Source organism: Staphylococcus argensis, from assembly GCF_002902305.1.
Classification (GTDB): Bacteria; Bacillota; Bacilli; order Staphylococcales; family Staphylococcaceae; genus Staphylococcus; species Staphylococcus argensis.
On the sequence record NZ_PPPX01000016.1, the window covers coordinates 63,958 to 81,996 of the forward strand.

15 protein-coding genes are annotated in these 18,039 nt (G+C 40.3%); 3 read left to right on the plus strand and 12 right to left on the minus strand.

The window, feature by feature from the left end; translation table 11 throughout:
• Positions 1-27: 27 nt before the first annotated feature.
• The 3 genes from CD039_RS09270 to CD039_RS09280 form a co-directional block, all read right to left on the minus strand.
• Positions 28-1,818: a metallophosphoesterase family protein gene (locus tag CD039_RS09270; protein ID WP_103372070.1), complete on the minus strand. Its 1,791-nt coding sequence runs from the start codon at positions 1,816-1,818 to the stop codon at positions 28-30.
• 691 nt (positions 1,819-2,509) lie between these two features.
• A complete protein-coding gene (locus tag CD039_RS09275; RefSeq protein ID WP_103372071.1) occupies positions 2,510-3,511 on the minus strand; it encodes an LLM class flavin-dependent oxidoreductase in 1,002 nt (333 codons plus the stop codon).
• A gap of 16 nt (positions 3,512-3,527) precedes the next feature.
• Positions 3,528-4,277, minus strand: coding sequence for a glycerophosphodiester phosphodiesterase family protein (locus tag CD039_RS09280; protein WP_103372072.1), 750 nt, complete (start codon positions 4,275-4,277; stop codon positions 3,528-3,530).
• Positions 4,278-4,449: 172 nt separating this feature from the next.
• Here CD039_RS09280 and CD039_RS09285 point away from each other — a divergent pair, with 172 nt between their 5' ends.
• Positions 4,450-5,847, plus strand: a complete 1,398-nt coding sequence (locus CD039_RS09285) for an MFS transporter (RefSeq protein ID WP_103372073.1) — start codon at positions 4,450-4,452, stop codon at positions 5,845-5,847.
• 499 nt (positions 5,848-6,346) lie between these two features.
• On the opposite strand, the gene CD039_RS09290 is transcribed toward CD039_RS09285, so the two are convergent.
• Positions 6,347-6,721, minus strand: coding sequence for a hypothetical protein (locus CD039_RS09290; RefSeq protein WP_103372074.1), 375 nt, complete (start codon positions 6,719-6,721; stop codon positions 6,347-6,349).
• A 101-nt stretch (positions 6,722-6,822) separates the two neighbouring features.
• On the opposite strand from CD039_RS09290, the gene CD039_RS09295 reads away from it, so the two are divergent.
• Positions 6,823-7,539 carry a YiiX/YebB-like N1pC/P60 family cysteine hydrolase gene (locus CD039_RS09295; protein ID WP_103372075.1) on the plus strand — a complete coding sequence of 239 codons (717 nt, stop codon included), beginning with the start codon at positions 6,823-6,825 and terminating at the stop codon, positions 7,537-7,539.
• Between the two features lie 287 nt (positions 7,540-7,826).
• Here CD039_RS09295 and CD039_RS09300 read toward each other — a convergent pair whose 3' ends face one another.
• From CD039_RS09300 to CD039_RS09330, 8 genes are all read right to left on the minus strand, one after another.
• A complete protein-coding gene (locus tag CD039_RS09300; RefSeq protein ID WP_103372076.1) occupies positions 7,827-8,984 on the minus strand; it encodes an FAD-dependent oxidoreductase in 1,158 nt (385 codons plus the stop codon).
• 31 nt (positions 8,985-9,015) lie between these two features.
• Entirely contained in the window at positions 9,016-9,534 is a 519-nt protein-coding gene (locus tag CD039_RS09305; protein ID WP_240595125.1) for a PadR family transcriptional regulator, read from the minus strand.
• A 942-nt stretch (positions 9,535-10,476) separates the two neighbouring features.
• Entirely contained in the window at positions 10,477-10,614 is a 138-nt protein-coding gene (locus tag CD039_RS11900; protein WP_167386251.1) for a hypothetical protein, read from the minus strand.
• Positions 10,615-11,113: 499 nt separating this feature from the next.
• A complete protein-coding gene (locus CD039_RS09310; RefSeq protein ID WP_002472805.1) occupies positions 11,114-11,935 on the minus strand; it encodes a glutamate racemase in 822 nt (273 codons plus the stop codon).
• A gap of 266 nt (positions 11,936-12,201) precedes the next feature.
• Positions 12,202-13,278 carry a YkvI family membrane protein gene (locus CD039_RS09315; RefSeq protein ID WP_103372078.1) on the minus strand — a complete coding sequence of 359 codons (1,077 nt, stop codon included), beginning with the start codon at positions 13,276-13,278 and terminating at the stop codon, positions 12,202-12,204.
• Positions 13,279-13,527: 249 nt separating this feature from the next.
• A complete protein-coding gene (gene buk, locus CD039_RS09320) occupies positions 13,528-14,589 on the minus strand; it encodes a butyrate kinase (RefSeq protein WP_103372079.1) in 1,062 nt (353 codons plus the stop codon).
• Between the two features lie 24 nt (positions 14,590-14,613).
• Positions 14,614-15,507 carry a phosphate acyltransferase gene (locus tag CD039_RS09325; RefSeq protein ID WP_103372080.1) on the minus strand — a complete coding sequence of 298 codons (894 nt, stop codon included), beginning with the start codon at positions 15,505-15,507 and terminating at the stop codon, positions 14,614-14,616.
• Positions 15,508-15,576: 69 nt separating this feature from the next.
• Positions 15,577-16,425 carry a helix-turn-helix transcriptional regulator gene (locus CD039_RS09330; RefSeq protein WP_070503695.1) on the minus strand — a complete coding sequence of 283 codons (849 nt, stop codon included), beginning with the start codon at positions 16,423-16,425 and terminating at the stop codon, positions 15,577-15,579.
• 185 nt (positions 16,426-16,610) lie between these two features.
• Between CD039_RS09330 and fabF the strand changes: the two genes are divergently transcribed.
• Entirely contained in the window at positions 16,611-17,852 is a 1,242-nt protein-coding gene (gene fabF, locus CD039_RS09335) for a beta-ketoacyl-ACP synthase II (protein ID WP_103372081.1), read from the plus strand.
• The last annotated feature ends 187 nt before the right edge of the window (positions 17,853-18,039 follow it).

The following is an 18,039-nucleotide window of genomic DNA, read 5'->3' on the forward strand; positions in this document are numbered from 1 at the left end:
TTCAATTTGTTTTGACTCTTACGCACCTTATTTATCTTTCTTAATTCCAAATTCATCAATTAATTTCGTTTGTCGTGGTTCACCTTTCGTCATGTCACCACTTAACTGATAAATCTTCACTTTCAACTTATTGCCTTTTACCTCATAGACGGAGAAGTTTTGGCTAGAAGAATCACGATTATTGGAATGTTTATCTTTAAATGCATCAGTTTTTTGTGGCTGGCGACCTAACGCGAACAAGCTATTGTAATGATCTAAATCTTTGCGTTTCAACCAGCTCAATTCAGGACGCACTTTCTTGATATGTTTCAACGACTTGTCAGTGATTGAATCATATTCTTTCGTACCACCAGTATTCGGTAGCACGTAGACAGAACCTTTCGGATTGTCATAGTATTTGACGTTGTCCTTACCTTTCACTTGTTTCACATCTTCCGTCTTCGCGTTGACGAAACTATTCTTCGTATCCGTGTGTTGCAACACTTTCGTACGCGCGAGCACGTGATCGTGTCCTTGGAGTACGAGATCAACGTCGAGGTCATCAATTTCTTTCGTCAATTCCTTACGCACTTTCTTCACGTCGTCATCTGAAAGCGCATGATACGATTTAGAGTACATCGGTTTGTGTAAGTTGAGGATGACCCACTTAGAACCTTTCTTACGTGCTTGTTTAATATCATTCTTAATCCATTCCATTTGCTTTTTACCAATGGCTTTGCCGTCAGGATTATCTTTACCTTTCTTATTATCATTTGTATTCGCTACCACCATATGCGCACCATTATAGTCAAAGGAATAATAAGAGCCACCATTCATCGCGTTATTCCCTTTCGGAACATTAACGTGGCGGTTGAAACGATCAAGCAGTTTGTCATCGTTATCATCATCTAATGGACGCTCGTCGTGGTTACCTGAAACGGCCGCAAGAGGTTGTGACATAAACGATGGACGTGACTGATCGTAAATATCTTTCCACTCGTCCTCTACCTCTGCTGACTCAACGAAGTCACCTGTGTGGAGTGCGAAGTCTGGTTGCCCCGCAGTTTGAGTTGCGCGTTGTAACGTGTCTGCACCAAACTGTGCTTCATTACGTGCATGCTCATTCCAGAAAGCATTCTGCGTATCTGTGTATTGCACGAACTTGAACGGATCGCCTTTCTTACCTGATGTCTTGAAATGACCGACTTCACTCTTCGGACCGTCTTCACTTCCTACGCGATAGTAATACGTGTGATTCGGCTTGAGCTCTTTCGCATGTGCTTTGTATGTATGTTCCGTTTGAGACGTCAGGTTCACTTCCCCTTGCTGATCTCCACTCGTCCATTCTGGGCCAGAGACGTTTTTATCTGTGAAGTAGCCATTGCTTTGTTCTTTACCATTCTTATCTTTAATCGGCTTACCATCATCATCTTTCTTCACATCTTTGAAGATAAAGTTGCCATTGTGGTCACGTTCGACGTATTTCGACTTCACTTTTTTAGATTTCGCTTTAAACGTTTTAGGATTTGTAAAATTAGGGTCTTCTGAAACCCATACTTTCGCATCTTTAAAGTGGTGTGTCGTATACCAGTTAAACGCCATTTCATGTTTCGTATTACCATTAAAGTTTGTAACGATACGGTTCGGTTGATCTTTAGCAGGTACAGGTGCCACTTTTGGCTTTTCCTTTTGAAGTTGAGGTCCTTGTTGTTGAGAGGTCCCTCCGCCACCAGAGGCTTGTGCTTCACCTGAATTAGCGACAGGGACGACAAGTCCTAGTGCGAGTGCAACCGTGAGTGCGCTGCGTGATACTTTTTTTAAATGATTGTGCTTTGACATCTTTTCCAACACCTTCTCTTATAGTTTTTGAACTACTTTTACAGTAGCAAGCGTTTAATAACTAATGGTTAAGGCGTTGTAAAGTTTGTTTAAAGTTCTTTCACTACATGTTGTATTTTAATGCATTGATTAAGACAATACTTCGTATTGGGAGAATTGACTTCCTTTCCTAGGGGGTCACGCTCAACTAATTTTTCTCACTTTACAGTTCGAAAAATGGATTTTCGCTGTGACCTTGATCCCTCAGGAGTGTCGTCTTCTCCCTTCACTTGTATTGTAAGAGTACATGAGTTTAAACCAGTTCTTTACAATTATCATTAGCAATTCAACTCATCTCCAACACACATCTCTTTATTTTTCTTTTAATTGGATTGCTTCGAGGAATAGAGTACATCATTTTAAGAAAATGTTATGAGTAAAAATTATTATTGTACTTCTTTAAAGTCAATTAAGTCATATATTATGTTGGTAAGAACGTTTGAGTATATAAATTACTTTAGTAACAATTAAATCATTTCATCATATTCTACTAGTATTAAAATTTATTTCTGTTCAATTTTTCAATGTGCACTCGAGATGCATGATAGATCTAGGCCACAACATTTTTCTTCAATCTAAAAAACACCTCAAATCGCAACTCAACGAAGTATCACAACTTCATCGTTTCGCAATTTAAGGTGTTTCTCTAAGATTAAATTATTTCTGCTAATAGTTCGATGGCCTTACAACGCGCGTCGATATCCGGCAACAATGGCGATACTAATACTTCGTCTGCATCGAACATCTCAATCAATGCGTCTAATTGCGGTTGAATCGACTGCGCAGTTCCGACTAAGATACTTGAACGATGGTCTGTCATGCGTTCTCGATCACGGTCGGTGGGTTGATAATTCTGCGCGGTCTGTATTGAAGGAAAGCGTTCGAATTCGGCAAATTGCTTTTTACCTAATAACCAAATATCTAATGCTTGGGCTAACTGTTCCGCTTCGTCCTCCGTCTCAGCAATCACGATAAATGCAGTCACCATCACGTTGGGTCTCTCGTTAATTTCGCTCGTTTCGAACTCAGAACGATACGCCGCCACACTACGCTTTGTACCATCAATCATCCGTTGGTTAGGTAGAAGAAAAGTACCCACCGTGAAACCTAAACCTAGTTCACCAGCTAAACGGCCCGTTCTTTCACTCGTGCTCAACAGCCACATTTCAGGCGTACGCGATACGACGGGTTGCGCCATTAACGGCTTACCTCGTAGTGTTACCGATGACTGCGCTAAGTATCGCTTCAATTCTGTCACGCTTTGACGATAGTCCTTATACTCTGACTTCATCTCGTCTAATGCACGTTTCACCAACAGCGTGCCGTACGTATTGCCCACGCCGACATCCACTCTATGCGGATAGAACGTTTCAAGCATACGCATGTTCTCCGCTACTTTGTATGGACTGTAGTGAGGCAGCATCACACCACCTGAGCCGACCCGAATGCGTTCAGTCTGACTCGCGATTTGCATCATCAGCAACTCAGGGCTACTACACGCGAATGCAGGTACATTATGATGCTCGGTCACCCAGAATCGGTGGTAGCCGAGTCGATCAGCTAACTTTGCTAACCGTATCGTATCTTGTAACGCTTGTTCTGCATCTTTCCCTTCATCAATTTGTGAATAATCTAAGATACTCAAACGTACCATGATTGATCTACTCCTCTTAGTCACGTTGAGATAAATGGATGAGTTGGTCCAATTTATCTGTGAAAATGCCATCCACGCCCCAATTCGCAAGCTGATTGGCGCGCGTTAATTTATTTACTGTCCACACATTGAGTTCATATCCTGCTGATTTAATCATCTTCACACGTGCTTCAGTCAGTTTTGCGTCTTGAATATTAATAATTTGCGCATTGCAGAAATCCATAACGGTGCGGAAGTCTTCTTTGAAATACGCATTTTTATATAACACTGCGCGACGATATTCTGGCATGATGGCTTCGCTCATTTTTAACAAAGGAAGATTGAAACTAGAAATCAGCACATCGAGTCCCTCGTCTAACTCTTGCAGTTGATAATGGACCTGTTCCACCATACTGCGAGAGAGTGCCGTGCCATTCGGACCTGTCACGCCTTTCAATTCCACATTGAGATTCATTTGATATGTGTTGGCCAGCTCCACGATCTGTTTAAAAGTCGGCAAGCGTTCCTCTTTAAACTCAGCGCCATACCACAAACCTGCGGAAGTCTCCTCCATCTCTGAATAGTTGAGTTGGGTAATTTCGCCGGACATAGTCGTTGTCCGCTCTAAATAATCATCATGAATAATGATGAGTTGTTCATCTTTCGTGATACCTACATCTAACTCTAGCCACTGCGCTCCTTCCACTTCAGAGGCAGCTTTAAATGAGGCTAACGTATTCTCCGGTGCTTTCGATGGTAATCCACGATGACCAAAGACTGTAAACATAAATTCAGCTCCTAATATTTCTGACTTTGTAAATTATCAATCGTAATTCTGTTCAGGTCATTGTATACTAACAATGCATACCTGTGATACTACACCGCTATTATCACATGGATGAATCTCATATTTCCATTCAGAACTGTTTAACTACATTACATATTGGGGAGGGATTGGAATGGCACAATCCGCCATCACGATTCACACGAAACAAGATATTATTGATTACGTTAATGGTCAGAAGAATACGAAACGAACGGCGTTGCTACTCATCATCGTTCTCGGTACGATCTTTCTAGATGCGTATGACTTAACGATCCTCGGTACGGCGACCGATCAACTGACATCAGAGTTCACACTATCTAAGACGTATTTGTCTTACATTATGACAGCCATGCCTTTTGGTGCTTTATTCGGTGCAGCCATCGGAGGTTTCTATGCGGATAAGCTCGGGCGGAAATTGATTCTCTCAATTTCTCTGATTTCTTTAATTATTGGCTCAATTGGTGCGGCGCTTGCTCCGGTACCATCTGTCCTGCTTTGTTTCCGTTTACTCATGGGCTTTGCGATTGGAATGGATAGCCCAGTGGCTTTTACCTTTGTAGCCGAAATTAGTAATAAGAAAGCGAAAGGTCGTAATGTCAATTATTGGCAAGTGGTTTGGTACATTGCAGTCGTGACTTCAGCGCTGATTGTGATGTTCTTCTACAGTTTAGGTACAGGTGCGTTGTTGTGGCGTTACTCCGTAGGTATGGGTGCTGTGTTCGCGACAATCATCTTGATACTACGTTTATTCTACCTCAGCGAAAGTCCAACTTGGTCTATGAAGAATAAAACGCTTGAAGAGGCATGTAAGGAACTTGAGAAGAACTATAATATTACGGTAAATATTGCGCCTGATCAGGGTGAAAATGCGACGTATGAACATCGCGAAGTGAAACATCCGATGCGTACACTCTTTAACAAACGTTATCGCCCACGTACGATTCTTGCTACAGCGATTGCGACGCTTCAAGGGATGCAGTACTATGCGATTGGTCTCTACATACCGTTGATTGCGACGACGATTATGGGGCAAGATAAGCTTCAATCATTGACGGGGACTGCTTTGATTAACATTGCAGGTATCTTTGGTGGTCTGACTGGCGCGCTGTTGACGCCGAAATTGGGTGCGCGACGTCTTACTATTATCGGCTTTACGCTTGTGGCGAGTATGATGTTGCTCATCGGTAATTTCTATGGTCAGACGATGACTTGGTTGATTGCGGCGATGGTGGCTGTGTTCTTGTTTGGACATTCGAGTGGTCCGGGAACGCAGGGTAAGGCGATTGCTTCGTTGTCTTATCCGACGATTCTTCGTGGTAAGGGGACTGGCTTTGTTGAGTCTGTGAGTCGGTTTGGTAGTATGTTTGGGACGTTTGTGTTTCCTATTATTTATGGTAGCTATGGTTTGAATAAGACGATGTTGATTCTGGCGGTGTTTCCTATTGTGGGTGTGGTTGTGACGACGTTGATCCGATGGGAGCCTGTGGGTAAGGATTTAGAGTATGAGGATCAGTATATTGAGAAGGTTTAGTTGGTTGGATTGTTAAAATGTAAGTTGTTACGTAAGAAGCGAGTGTATCGTACTAATTTGCAATAGTTGGATGATAGTGTCTTCTACTAATTTGCAATAGTTGGATGATAGTGTTTTCTACTAATTTGCAATACTGCGTATTGGGTGGGTGAAACGGCTCGCGTTCTTAGGGGGTCACGCTCAACTAAGTAATAACGCTTGTTGTGCGTTATTACTGGATTTTCGCTGTGACCTTTAATCCCTCAAGAGTCTCGCCTACTCCCACCTTTTACTTGTGTTGCAATAGTATCTAGATTTGCTAATACTTTCCTATAATTCTAAGTGCTATGTAACCACAACCAACACACTCTCCTATCCTTACTTTTAGTGGTGTGAGGTTTAATTAGATTGTTTCGAGTAATAGAGTATTTTTTCCTAACGAAAAATACTGGATATTAAAGAAAACTGGGCTTGGAAGTAAATTCATTTTTACTTCCAAGCCTAATTTATTGTAGCACCCTTATCTTGTCGAATTATTTTTTGAAGTAAAAATATATTTAATGCCCATTACAATTATCGTCGTTATTAAAAATATAAAACCTAGTACAAACGTGTGTTGTTCAGGAGTTAATGGCGCAAAAGCAACTATAACATCTTCAGTACTTTTAAGGGAAAAGGACACGAGAAAATAAGATATAATAATACCTACGATTTTAGCAATTAGTATTTTCGATAAGATTTTTAGATACTTTACATAGATACCTACGATGATACCAATAATAACTTCGACAATAAAATAAACGGGTAAAGCATCGTAGTAATAAGAAATAATGAGAATATAGTCAATAGGTAAAACTAAAAGAATACAAAAGATAATTAATTTTAAATTATTCATAATAAAATACTCCTTTTATTTTTTACCAAAAACCCTTTAATTTTATCTTTATTAATGTAACATATAAATGTTTCAATTTTAATTATGAAAGGAGAATTAAAATGAAAAAGTTTTTATTTTTTCTTTTTTGTTTTGTTTTTACGTTAGCTTTCACATTATCAAGTGCGTCGAACACGACCCATGCTGAGGATAATCTAGGAAAAAGTCAATACAATACCTCGGATTATGATCAACTTGTTAGAGAAGATGCTCTAGATCCCTCAGTTTCACGTAAACAATGGGAAGAATTAAAACAAGAAGCTTATAAAGAAGACCAGAAAATGAGAAAGGAGCCTGCTGTAGACACTTATAGTAAAAGTAAATACCATATGAGAGCAGGAGATGTTCTTATCTCAAACGGCACCTCAGGAAGCTTTCATCTACCTGGACATGCTGCAATTGCTATAAGTAGTAAAAAACTTGTACATATAGCGGGGCCTAAGGCTCACCCAGCAACGCATAGTTTAAAATGGTTCAAAAAACGTTATACTAAACATCATTCCTACATTAAAATGTATCGTCCAAAAAAGAAATCTGCAGGAAAAAAAGCGGCTAAATGGTCACGTAAAAACATCGTTGGACATAAATGGCATTATCAGATAAATAACAAGCGTAACGAAGTACATCCAACTTACTGTTCAAAAATTGTTTATCAAGCGTATAAAAAAGGTGTAGGTTCTGGTACTATGAAAACGTCATCTAAAATTATACTTCCATTACAGTTACCTCAATATTCCCATGGTAGTGGTAAACTACATAGAGTTAAAACATTTAGATAATGTTAATGCCTCATCCTCATATTAGGGTAAGGCTTTGTATACATAATAACAAGACATATTGTTAAATTCGACTGGCCAACCTGTATTTGAGTTTAAATGTAATACTCCGTTTAAATTATTATTTGGTTGATAGTCTAAATACATGTTCATAATAATTGAACGATTTACAAAGTATTTTATTTTCTAGATAATAAAAAAACAGATACATATATAAACCGCCCCTAAGCTATCTAGGAACGGCTTTACTCTTTTGTATTCATTTTATCTACAAAAACATCTATCGCAATTTAATCTTCTGTATCATCTAAGACGGACTTGAAGAAATCACCCATCTTCTCTGCTGCACTTTCAGAGAACATTAATTCTAAGTTATCTTGGGATTCTTGGGCACTTTGAGCGGAAGCTGCATACATTGCCTCTTCGTATTGACGAACAACGTCACCCAATTCATCTGCCTCTGCTAACGCTTGATCAAAGAGGTATGCATCGTAAAGTGCAGCGTTCACTCCTTCACCTGCGAAAGGACTCATCAAGTGTGCGGCATCGCCTAAGAGTGTCACGTCCCCTTGCGTTTGCCACTTGAAGCCAATCGGTAGACGGTAAATACGACGCAGCAAGATGTCATCTCCTGCCTCTGTAATATAACGCTGAAGTTCAGGTGCCCAATCAGCGAAATCGTGTTCCACTTGTGCTTTCAAGTCTGCAATGGACATCGCTTTATACTCATCCAACTTCGCCTGTTCCATGCGATAGGACACGTATACTTTAATACGCCCATCGCCGTTTAGTTGTGCGAGCAATGCACGATCGCCACCGAGTGCCATCATTTTACCACGCTGATTATAGGCAAGCAGTTCTGGATGTTCGTGCTCCACATCTACCACGTTTAACTCAACCATGGAAATGCCTGTGTATTCAATCTCCTGAGTTGAGAGATACGGTCTCACTTTAGAGAAAGCGCCATCGACACCCACGACGAGATCTGCATCTGTTGTCTCACCATTGGTAAAATGCACGCGACGGCGACCACTATCTAACGTTTCCATGCTTTCAAACTGATAGTGATATTGTATGTGCGTATCATCTATATGTTGTAAAATGAGATCGCACAATTCGCCACGGTCGATTTCAGGACGTCCACCAAGTTCATCTTCATCAACGACTTCAGTATAGTAAACTGTTCCGTCTTTACCCACGACTTTCGTATCTTCACCGTCAAATCGTGCTAACCGATGGAAGTCCTCTTGAATGCCAGCTTGTTGTAATGCGAGTTGTCCACTATCGTCATGGATATCAAGTGAACCTCCTCGGTCTGCATTTACATCTTGCGTTCCTTTCTCATAAATCGTAAACGGAATGTCACGTTGTTGTAAGAGCAATCCGAGCATCAAGCCGCCCGGACCTCCTCCAATAATTGCTACTTCTTTTATATCTTTAATATTCATCAACACACTATCCTTTCTTGAACATTACATCTTACTCTTTGTCTGAGAACTGATTTAATTTCTCCTGTGTTTCTTTAATCAATTGTTCGAAATCTGCTTTCTTCTCATCATCCTGTAGTGCTTCTTTACCAGTCATCATAAACTGTTTAAACAAACCTTGAAGTTGTTGTCTCATCTCTTGCATCGCTTCAAAGTCCATATTTTTAAATGCTTTCATTCGTTCTTCGAATTCATGTTGTTCTGGATTATCTTTGAGAAATTCGCGACCTTCATCCGTAATCTTATAAACTTTTTTCTTGCCGTCTCGCGCTGTTGATACAAATTCACGATCCTCTAACATTTGTAGAATTGGATACACAGACCCCGGACTTGGTGAATAGAATCCTTTAAATTGCTCTTCCAATTCCTTGATGATTTGATAACCGTGTTTTGGCTCATCTCCAAGCATTTTTAGAATCACGTATTGTAAATTCCCTTTTTTGAAAAAGCGGTCTCTTCCTCTTCGTGGCATTCCGAATCCAAATTGTTCATGAGGTTGATGCTTCATCATACCTGGTCTTCTGTGAGTTGAAAAATGTCTAAACATATTATCTTTCCTTTCTTTATTCCGATATATCGAAATTATAAACGATATATCGGAAATGTGTCAACGATATATCGTTATTTTTGGGATAAAAATTTTTAGTTCTTACTTATAGTGAATTTGATAGTATAAAAAAAGAGCTGAAACGTAAATATGATTTACGTTTCAACCCTTCATGCTGTAACAATAGCTAAACCTCAAATAATGTGATGCCTATGCTCTTAATAGCTCGCTCTCCTAGAAAGGAAAGTAAGTATGACAGATTTTGAATTTTCGATGTTACTCTTAACAACAATATAAACTATCATTACAGTAATTAAAGCATAAAAAATCATCATAACTTTAGTTGTAATAGCTTTTTAGATAAGTAATTACAACTACCGTCTTTAACTGGGTGACATGTTCTAACATGTCACCTTGATTCAATTATACTGCATAACTTAAAATAATGCTAGTATAAAAACCAAAAAAAACATAGCACAACCCCTGAATTATTTATTATTATTCTAATTTAATAAAATAAATTTGTATATTCATTTTAGACAACCGAATGGTATAATATTTCTTGTAAGCAAGTTAATGATGGTGGCTGCACTTCAATTAGGGGGTGAAGCCTATGTTTTTAGAAGCTTCTTACTTCCTAGAAAGGAAAGTAAGTATGTCAGACTATGAATTGGCAGTTATAATCTTAATGTCGATTCGATTGCTGATTGACGTTTTTGAAGACAAAAAATAAGCCATCATAACTTTGGTTAATGATGACTTATTAAACACATTATTAGCCACCGTCATAAACGGGCTTACTGGACGACATGTTCCCGCATGTTGCCCTTTTCTTTAGTATACACTTTTCACTTTAAAAATACTACTTTTAATTTTCAGTCTAACGGCTCTAATTCATAACTTCTTCTATTCTCCACAGTCCATTTCAACTTTTTCGACTTCCATCTTCAAGTTAAGTTTGGAGAGTGTGTCTTCAAAGTTCTCTAACGTATAATCTTCGCAAGTTGTTACGAGGGCTTTAACTCTGCCCTTACCTTTCGTCACGAAGTGTTTCAAATTCTCCATGATGTGACGAGCAGAATCGAGAAACAGAATTATAAAAACTCAAAAATTCTTAGTGAAACTCCTAAATTATTTTTTATTATTCTAATTTAATAAAATAAATTTGTATATCTATTTTAGGCAACTCTATGGTATAATACTTCTTGTAAGCAAGTTGATGATGGTGGCTGAATTCTATTAAGGAAGGTGATGCCTATGAAATTTATGGCAGTAACTTCCGAAAGGAGAGCAAGTATGTCAGATTATGAATTGGCAGTTATATTATTAATGTCAATTCAACTTCTGATCGATGTCTTTAAGGACGCAAAATAAGCCATCACAACTTTAGTTGTTGGATGGCTTATTTTTAAACATCAACAGCTACCGTTATTAACGGGCTTACTGGACGACATGTTCCCGCATGTCGTCCTTTTCTTTAGTATACACTTTTCTCTATAGAAATACCACTTTTATTCTTCAGTATAATAGCCTCACTCATAACTTATTCTCCACAGTCCATTTCAACTTCTTCAACTTCCATCTTCAAGTTGAGTTTGGAGAGTGTATCTTCAAAGTTCTCTAACGTATAATCTTCGCAAGTTGTTACGAGGGCTTTGACACGCCCTTTACCTTTCGTCACGACAGGTTTTAAATTCTCCATGATGTGACGGGCTGGATCGAGAAATTGATACTGCGGATATAGGATAGTCAAGTACGGCTGTACCCATGGTAAATGCGTTGATGAGAGCGTAAAGGTATCGACTTCTGGATCTTGTTCAACGATGTCAGCTACAAACTCTTTCACATGTTGTTTCACTTCAGCCGGATAGTTAATGAAGTCGCCTGATTCTACTAACTTGATGACATCTGACGCATCGATCGTATTAATCTTCGCTTGGCTCTCACCTTTCTCTTCGTCGATATAGTGCTGGATACGCTCACTTTCAACGAGTGCTTTAGCGCCTAGAACTGCAATGTGTCCTGATTTTGAAACTTCAACGGCTTTTTTAATCGGTGGTTTGATACCGTAAATAGGTATGTCGTAATCCTCTTTCACTTCGTCTAGCACGAGGACTGAAGGTGCATTCGATGCAACGATGATAGCTTTCGGTTCGTATTGGAGTAGATATTCAATCGTTGTCTTCATGATTTGTCTAAGTTCTTCTTTGCTTTTACCACCATATGGAAAATGCGCACGATCAGCGAAATACAAGATGTTCTGCTTCGGATAGTACTCACGCAAGAGTTCAACGACTGCGTAACTACCGATGCCAGCATCAAACACGGCGATGTTACTTGCCGCTTCTTGTTTCTTCGATTTCATCATAGCACCTTCTATCTCAAATATTGTCCTACCCACTATAACACGGAAGTTTATTGTGAGCTAGCCCGTTTTAATACTTTTTTATACATGATTTGTCGTTTTCAACCCTCTGTATTTCTTATCTGACTAAAAGTTTTAAACCCGCCGATTCCGACGGGTTTAATGACTATTGCGATACTTTTCTCTTATAAGTCTAAACTAGACTTTTAAAATTGAAAAATGCAACCTGTCTCTAACACTTTTATCAAACAGCTCAAAGTCCTCAACTACATCAATTTCTTCTCAACACGTTTGTTGTAAATCCATCTGATGAGTAGCGCGACGGCAATGATGAGACCGACGATACCAAATAATGGGAAGACGAAGTTTACGAGTTGAACGAATCCAACGAAGCTCAATGCATAACTAACGATGAGTGATATCGTTAATAAGATGAAGTATTTCATCGTCTTATGCTCAGTGAAACGTGTTAAGAATGGATAAAGCATACCGATACAGCTATTGAAGATAACACCGAACATGACAGCTGACATTAAGATGCTTAGCCATGGATGGATTTCCTCTGCTAATAATAACGTCGGAATGTCGACACTGTTCGCTGTCTTAATATTAGCTAGTAGACCTGCTGCCATTAGTAATAATAAGAAACTAAAGACAAAACCGCCGATGTAAGCACCACGACGTGCTGTCTTGTGACTCATCGCTTCACTGCCGACAATCGTTAAGAAACTGAAACTATTGGCGATGATTAAACCACCGTAGTCAATCGCATCCCACCACCAATAATGTGTGGATACTTTAGAACTATCAGTATATTTGTGAACTTGATCGAATGGAATACTTGGGTTGATAATGTTATAACCTACGATAACTAAGACCACAATCACTAGGAATGGTGTCACGAAACCTAAGACACTTAAGATCTTGTTAAAACGTAGTTGTAAGACGATAAATAATAAGATAACAATCGCCAATGAACCGATCCATTTCGGCACACCGAAACCTTGGTATAACGCAGATCCACCACCTGCGATCATAATGACGGTAATACCAAATAAGAAGAATATAATGACATAATCTAGAATTGTCCCGATCTTTTTACCAAAAAGACTATGTAGTGACATATCATACGTCTCAGCATCGATTCGATAACCGACTTTCGAAATTTGACGCGTTCCAAACGTGACGATAATCCCCGTAATAATCGCCCCAATGTAGGCGTAGTTACCATGATTAATATAGAATTGAACAAGTTCTTGTCCAGTAGTAAACCCTGCACCAACGATAAAGCTCAAGTAAGCGAGTGCGATACCGATTGCTGCTTTGTTATGTTTACTAAACATGCACCGTCTCCTCCTCTTACACTCCAAAATCATATAACAATATCGTATTATAACATATATTTTGCTCCTTATTTTAAAAGTTGTTAAAAACTCCAGAATTAAAGAAAACATTTTTGTTTAGTTGTGTGTTGCTTTTATAATAAAAGAGTTAAACATAAATGCACAAAAAATAAAAGCCCACTCTTTCGCGCTTGCAACAATTAAGCGCTATAAGAACGGACTTTCATCTCTATTTAAAATAGGATTGATTCACTTATAATATTTCGGCGCCACTGTACCTTCGAGAACATCAAACACACCTGAAGCAAGTGCTTCCATTTCCATCTCACCTGCGTATACACTAACTGGTGCAATCCATTCCACGTATTGACGGATGCCCTCTGTAACTACGTTAGAATTAGCAATACCGCCAGTAAGAATAATTTGATCAATCGGTGCTCCTTTGAAGGCCACTGCTCGCTCGCCGATTAATTTCGCCACTTGATAGGCCATCGCATCTAATATGCGTGTCACCTCTGTATCTTTACCATATTGCTGGCTCAATTGTGTTAAATCATTCGTACCGAGTAACGACAATAGCCCCGTCTTTTTACTCAAGAAGTGATCCATCTCTTCGGGCGTCATATCATGATCATAACCGTAGCGATATAACGCATCATTCGGAATTGAACCAGCACGTTCAGGACTGAAGGCACCTTCGCCCTCTAAGCCCTCATTCACATCGATGACTTTCCCGTGAACGTGCGCGCCTACCGTAATACCGCCACCCATATGTGCGACAATGACGTTGACATCTGGGTAGTCTTGACCAACTTGTGCAGCATATTTGCGTGCAACGCCTTTCTGATTCAATGCGTGAAAACGACTAATGCGCTCAACACCTTTAATACCCGTAATGCGAGCAATAGGCATCAACTCATCGGTCACAGGTGGATCAATCGTAAACACTGGAATATTGAATTTCTGGGCGAGTTGATACCCCATCATCCCACTTAAATTAGAGGCATGAATACCATACTTAAAGGCCTTAAGTTCATCATATAAGTGCGCATCTACATGATACACTCCGCCTTCAATTGGCTTCACTAATCCTCCACGACACGCGATTGCATCTACATCTTCAAAGTGATAACCAGCTTCTTCAACCCTACGCTCTATCGTCGCTTGGCGTTTCGGTGCCTGCTCAGTCAATGGCAACTGTGTCACCGCTAACTCATGGGCAATCGTTTCATTCACAACGCACTCACGATCCTCATATAAAGCGAATTTAGAGGTAGTACTTCCTAAATTTAAGACTAATACTAAGCGCATCTTCTCACACCTTTCTAACTTAAATTACAGCAATTTCAAAGCAAGGACGACGGAATTGAATTTACTTTGGACGTCATCTGTACGTGACGTTAACACGATAGGGAACTTCGCTCCGACTACTGTGCCAATCGTTTCAGCGCCGCCAAATTGCGTCAGTGATTTATACAGCACATTACCTACATCGAGTTGCGACACGATTAATGCATCTACATCGCCAGCAACCTCGGATTGGATTCCTTTGCGTCGCGCATTCTCTTCACTCATCGCATTATCGAAAGCGAACGGACTGTCCACCTTAAGATGCGGCATAGAATGTTCAGTGAAATAATCTTTGATTTCTGCCGCTTCTACAGACGATGGTACACTCTTCGTCGCTTTTTCAATAGAAGATAGCAGACCTACTTTCAACTCTGTATAGCCCAGTTGTTGCGCAAAGGCATGCAGTTGTTTCACCATTTTAATTCTATCTTCAACAGACGGTGAGACGTTCAACGCAGGGTCCGTCATCAACAACGCTTTCTTGTAGCCCGAAATATCGAAACAGGCCACATGATTGAGAAAGCGTGCGTCTTGCATGAAATGTTTTCGTCGTAACACGAATTTCAAGATATCCGCTGTCATAACATGCCCCTTCATCAAGATTTGCGTTTGACCCGCTTCAAGATGCGCTTCACACATCGCGTACATGTCGTCTTCGTTCTCTGCTTGATAGATATGTAATCGCTGATCCACCTCATCTTCAAGCTGAAACTGCTGGATCAATTCTGACACATTTTCAGTATCGTAAATGGATATCTCAGCCTGCGTCTTGGTTAAAATGACTCGAACGACCTCCATCATATGTGGATCATTCGCTTTAACTAAGGCAATATGTCCCGTTAACGTCTCTGGAGCATCCACCAATTCAGAATATAACATCGCACTTCACTCCTTCTCCTGAACTTCTCTCTACATCGCCTTTCGACGTTTCACATGAAACAGTGACATCTACTCGTCAGCTACTTTCTTCATTAATTTACGCAACTTCTCTTCCGTACCTGACTCATACACAGGCGTATAAATACTACAACGTAAATCAGCATCTCCTTGCACGCGCATCGATGTTAAATCGAATAACATCTTACCTGCTTTCACGTGTCGAAATTCAATCTGCATTTCAGGCGCTTTACTCACTTGGCTCTCTTGCCATAACGCCTTAAATTCTGGATACGTCTGACTCATTTCTTCAATAAATTGGTTGTACCACTCATCGCCCAAATAGTGACCGTAATAAGAGCGGAAGATGGCGAGGAAACCTTTGACGAAATGATCCCAATTCGTCGCTAGTGCTTTAAACTCTTTCCGCGCAAAGAGTAAACGAATGAGATTACGCTCTTCTGCAGGAATTTGATTAAAGTCAATAAAGACGTGCGAAGCTGCCGCATTCCAGCCCACGATAAAGCAACGTCGGTCTGTCACAATACTTGGGCAATACGTCAGCTCATCTAATATATGTTTGAGCGAATGACTAATTTCAGGCTGTTGATCGTTCCAAACTTTAATCTCAGACGTCTTCTCATACGCCAAATCATATAAATAGTCTTTCTCATCTTGGTTCAAACGCAACGTCTTGGCTACCGCTTCAAGCACTTCGGGTGACACTTTAATGTCACGACCTTGTTCCAACCACGTGTACCACGTCGTACTTACCCCTGATAATCTCGCCACTTCTTCACGTCGTAATCCTGGAGTACGTCGACGATTCCCTGGAGGCAAGCCGATCGATTCTGGTTTAATTTGTGCGCGCTTGATCTTGAGAAACTCTGACAGTGTATTTAATCTTTTCTGATCATCCATTTATGTATGCACCTCAATTGAAGCTCGCTGTGGTGATATTAAAAGTCATCGACATTTGACTTTTACCATTCGCTCACGCTGAGCCTATTACCTATTAGTAATTATACCATGATAAATCCAACTATTGTAATAGGATAGTATGCTTTTTACAATAATAATAAAAGAGTAATTTGGAGGAATAGGTTATGGAAAGAGTTGTAATCACCGGCATGGGTGTGGTTTCTCCAGTAGGTAACGATTTAGATACGTTCTGGAATAATTTAATTGCCGGAAAGTCTGGAATCTCTGAAATAGATACGATGGATACTTCCAATCATAAAGTGAAATTCGGCGGCGTCGTTCGTGACTTTGATAGCGAAGCACTACTCGGTCGTAAAGCTGCACGTCGCATGGACAAATTTGTGCAATTCGCTTTAGTTGCTGCTCAACAAGCATGGGATCAATCAGGACTCACTTCTGACAACATTGATTCCGCGCGCCTTGGTGCTTACGTTGGCTCAGGAATTGGTGGCTTTGAAACGCTATTCCAAAACTTCTTGAAATTACAAGAGAAAGGCCCTCGACGTGTAAGTCCAACGCTCGTGCCTTCTATGATGGCCAATGCCGCATCAGCACAAATCACAATTAAATTCGGAGCAATGGGACCTTCAATGGCGCCTGTTTCAGCGTGTGCGACAGGTAACCACTCAATCGGTGAAGCTTTCCGTCTCATCCGCTCTGGTGAAGCTGATGCGATGTTCGCGGGTGGTACAGAATCAGCCATCAATGATATTTCACTCGCAAGTTTCGGTAATGCCCGTGCATTATCTACTCGTAACGATGACCCACAAGGTGCAAGTCGTCCATTCGATGTGGATCGCGACGGTTTCGTCATCGCTGAAGGTGCCGGCATTCTTATCCTAGAATCCCTTTCTCATGCGAAAGCACGTGGTGCGAATATCCTTGCAGAAATGGTCGGTTACGGTGCAAGCTCAGATGCATATCATATGGTCGCAACACATCCTGAAGGCGAAGGGGCTTACCTTGCAATGAAAGCAGCATTCAGAAGTGCGAATCTCGATCCATCCGAAGTCGATGTCGTTAACGCGCATGCGACAAGCACACCTGTAGGCGACGTATCCGAAACGAAAGCCTTGAAACAACTCTTAGGCGATCATGCATACAACTTACCAATTACTGCCAACAAATCTATGTTTGGCCACATGCTCGGTGCTGCAGGTGGCGCAGAAGCCATCTCTCTTGCGATGAGTATTCAGAACGATATCGTCCCTCCAACAATCAACTTGGAGAACCAAGATCCTGAGTGTGATTTAGATTACGTAGCAAACGAAGCCCGTGAATTGCCACTTCGCGTAGGTATTTCCAACTCATTTGGTTTCGGCGGTCACAACGCTGCGCTAATCTTTAAAAAGTACGAAGATGATTAATCTATAAAGATTATTCAAGTCACACCTATTATCGAAATGACGACACGTATGGAACATCATTAAAAAATTACAATAAGAACAAGCAATAGATATGAAGTACTTTCATTTAAAGAGAACTTAATTGCTGATAAAGATATTAACAAATACTTGTCGCAGTAGCTGTCTGTACTTTAGATAACTCACGCTT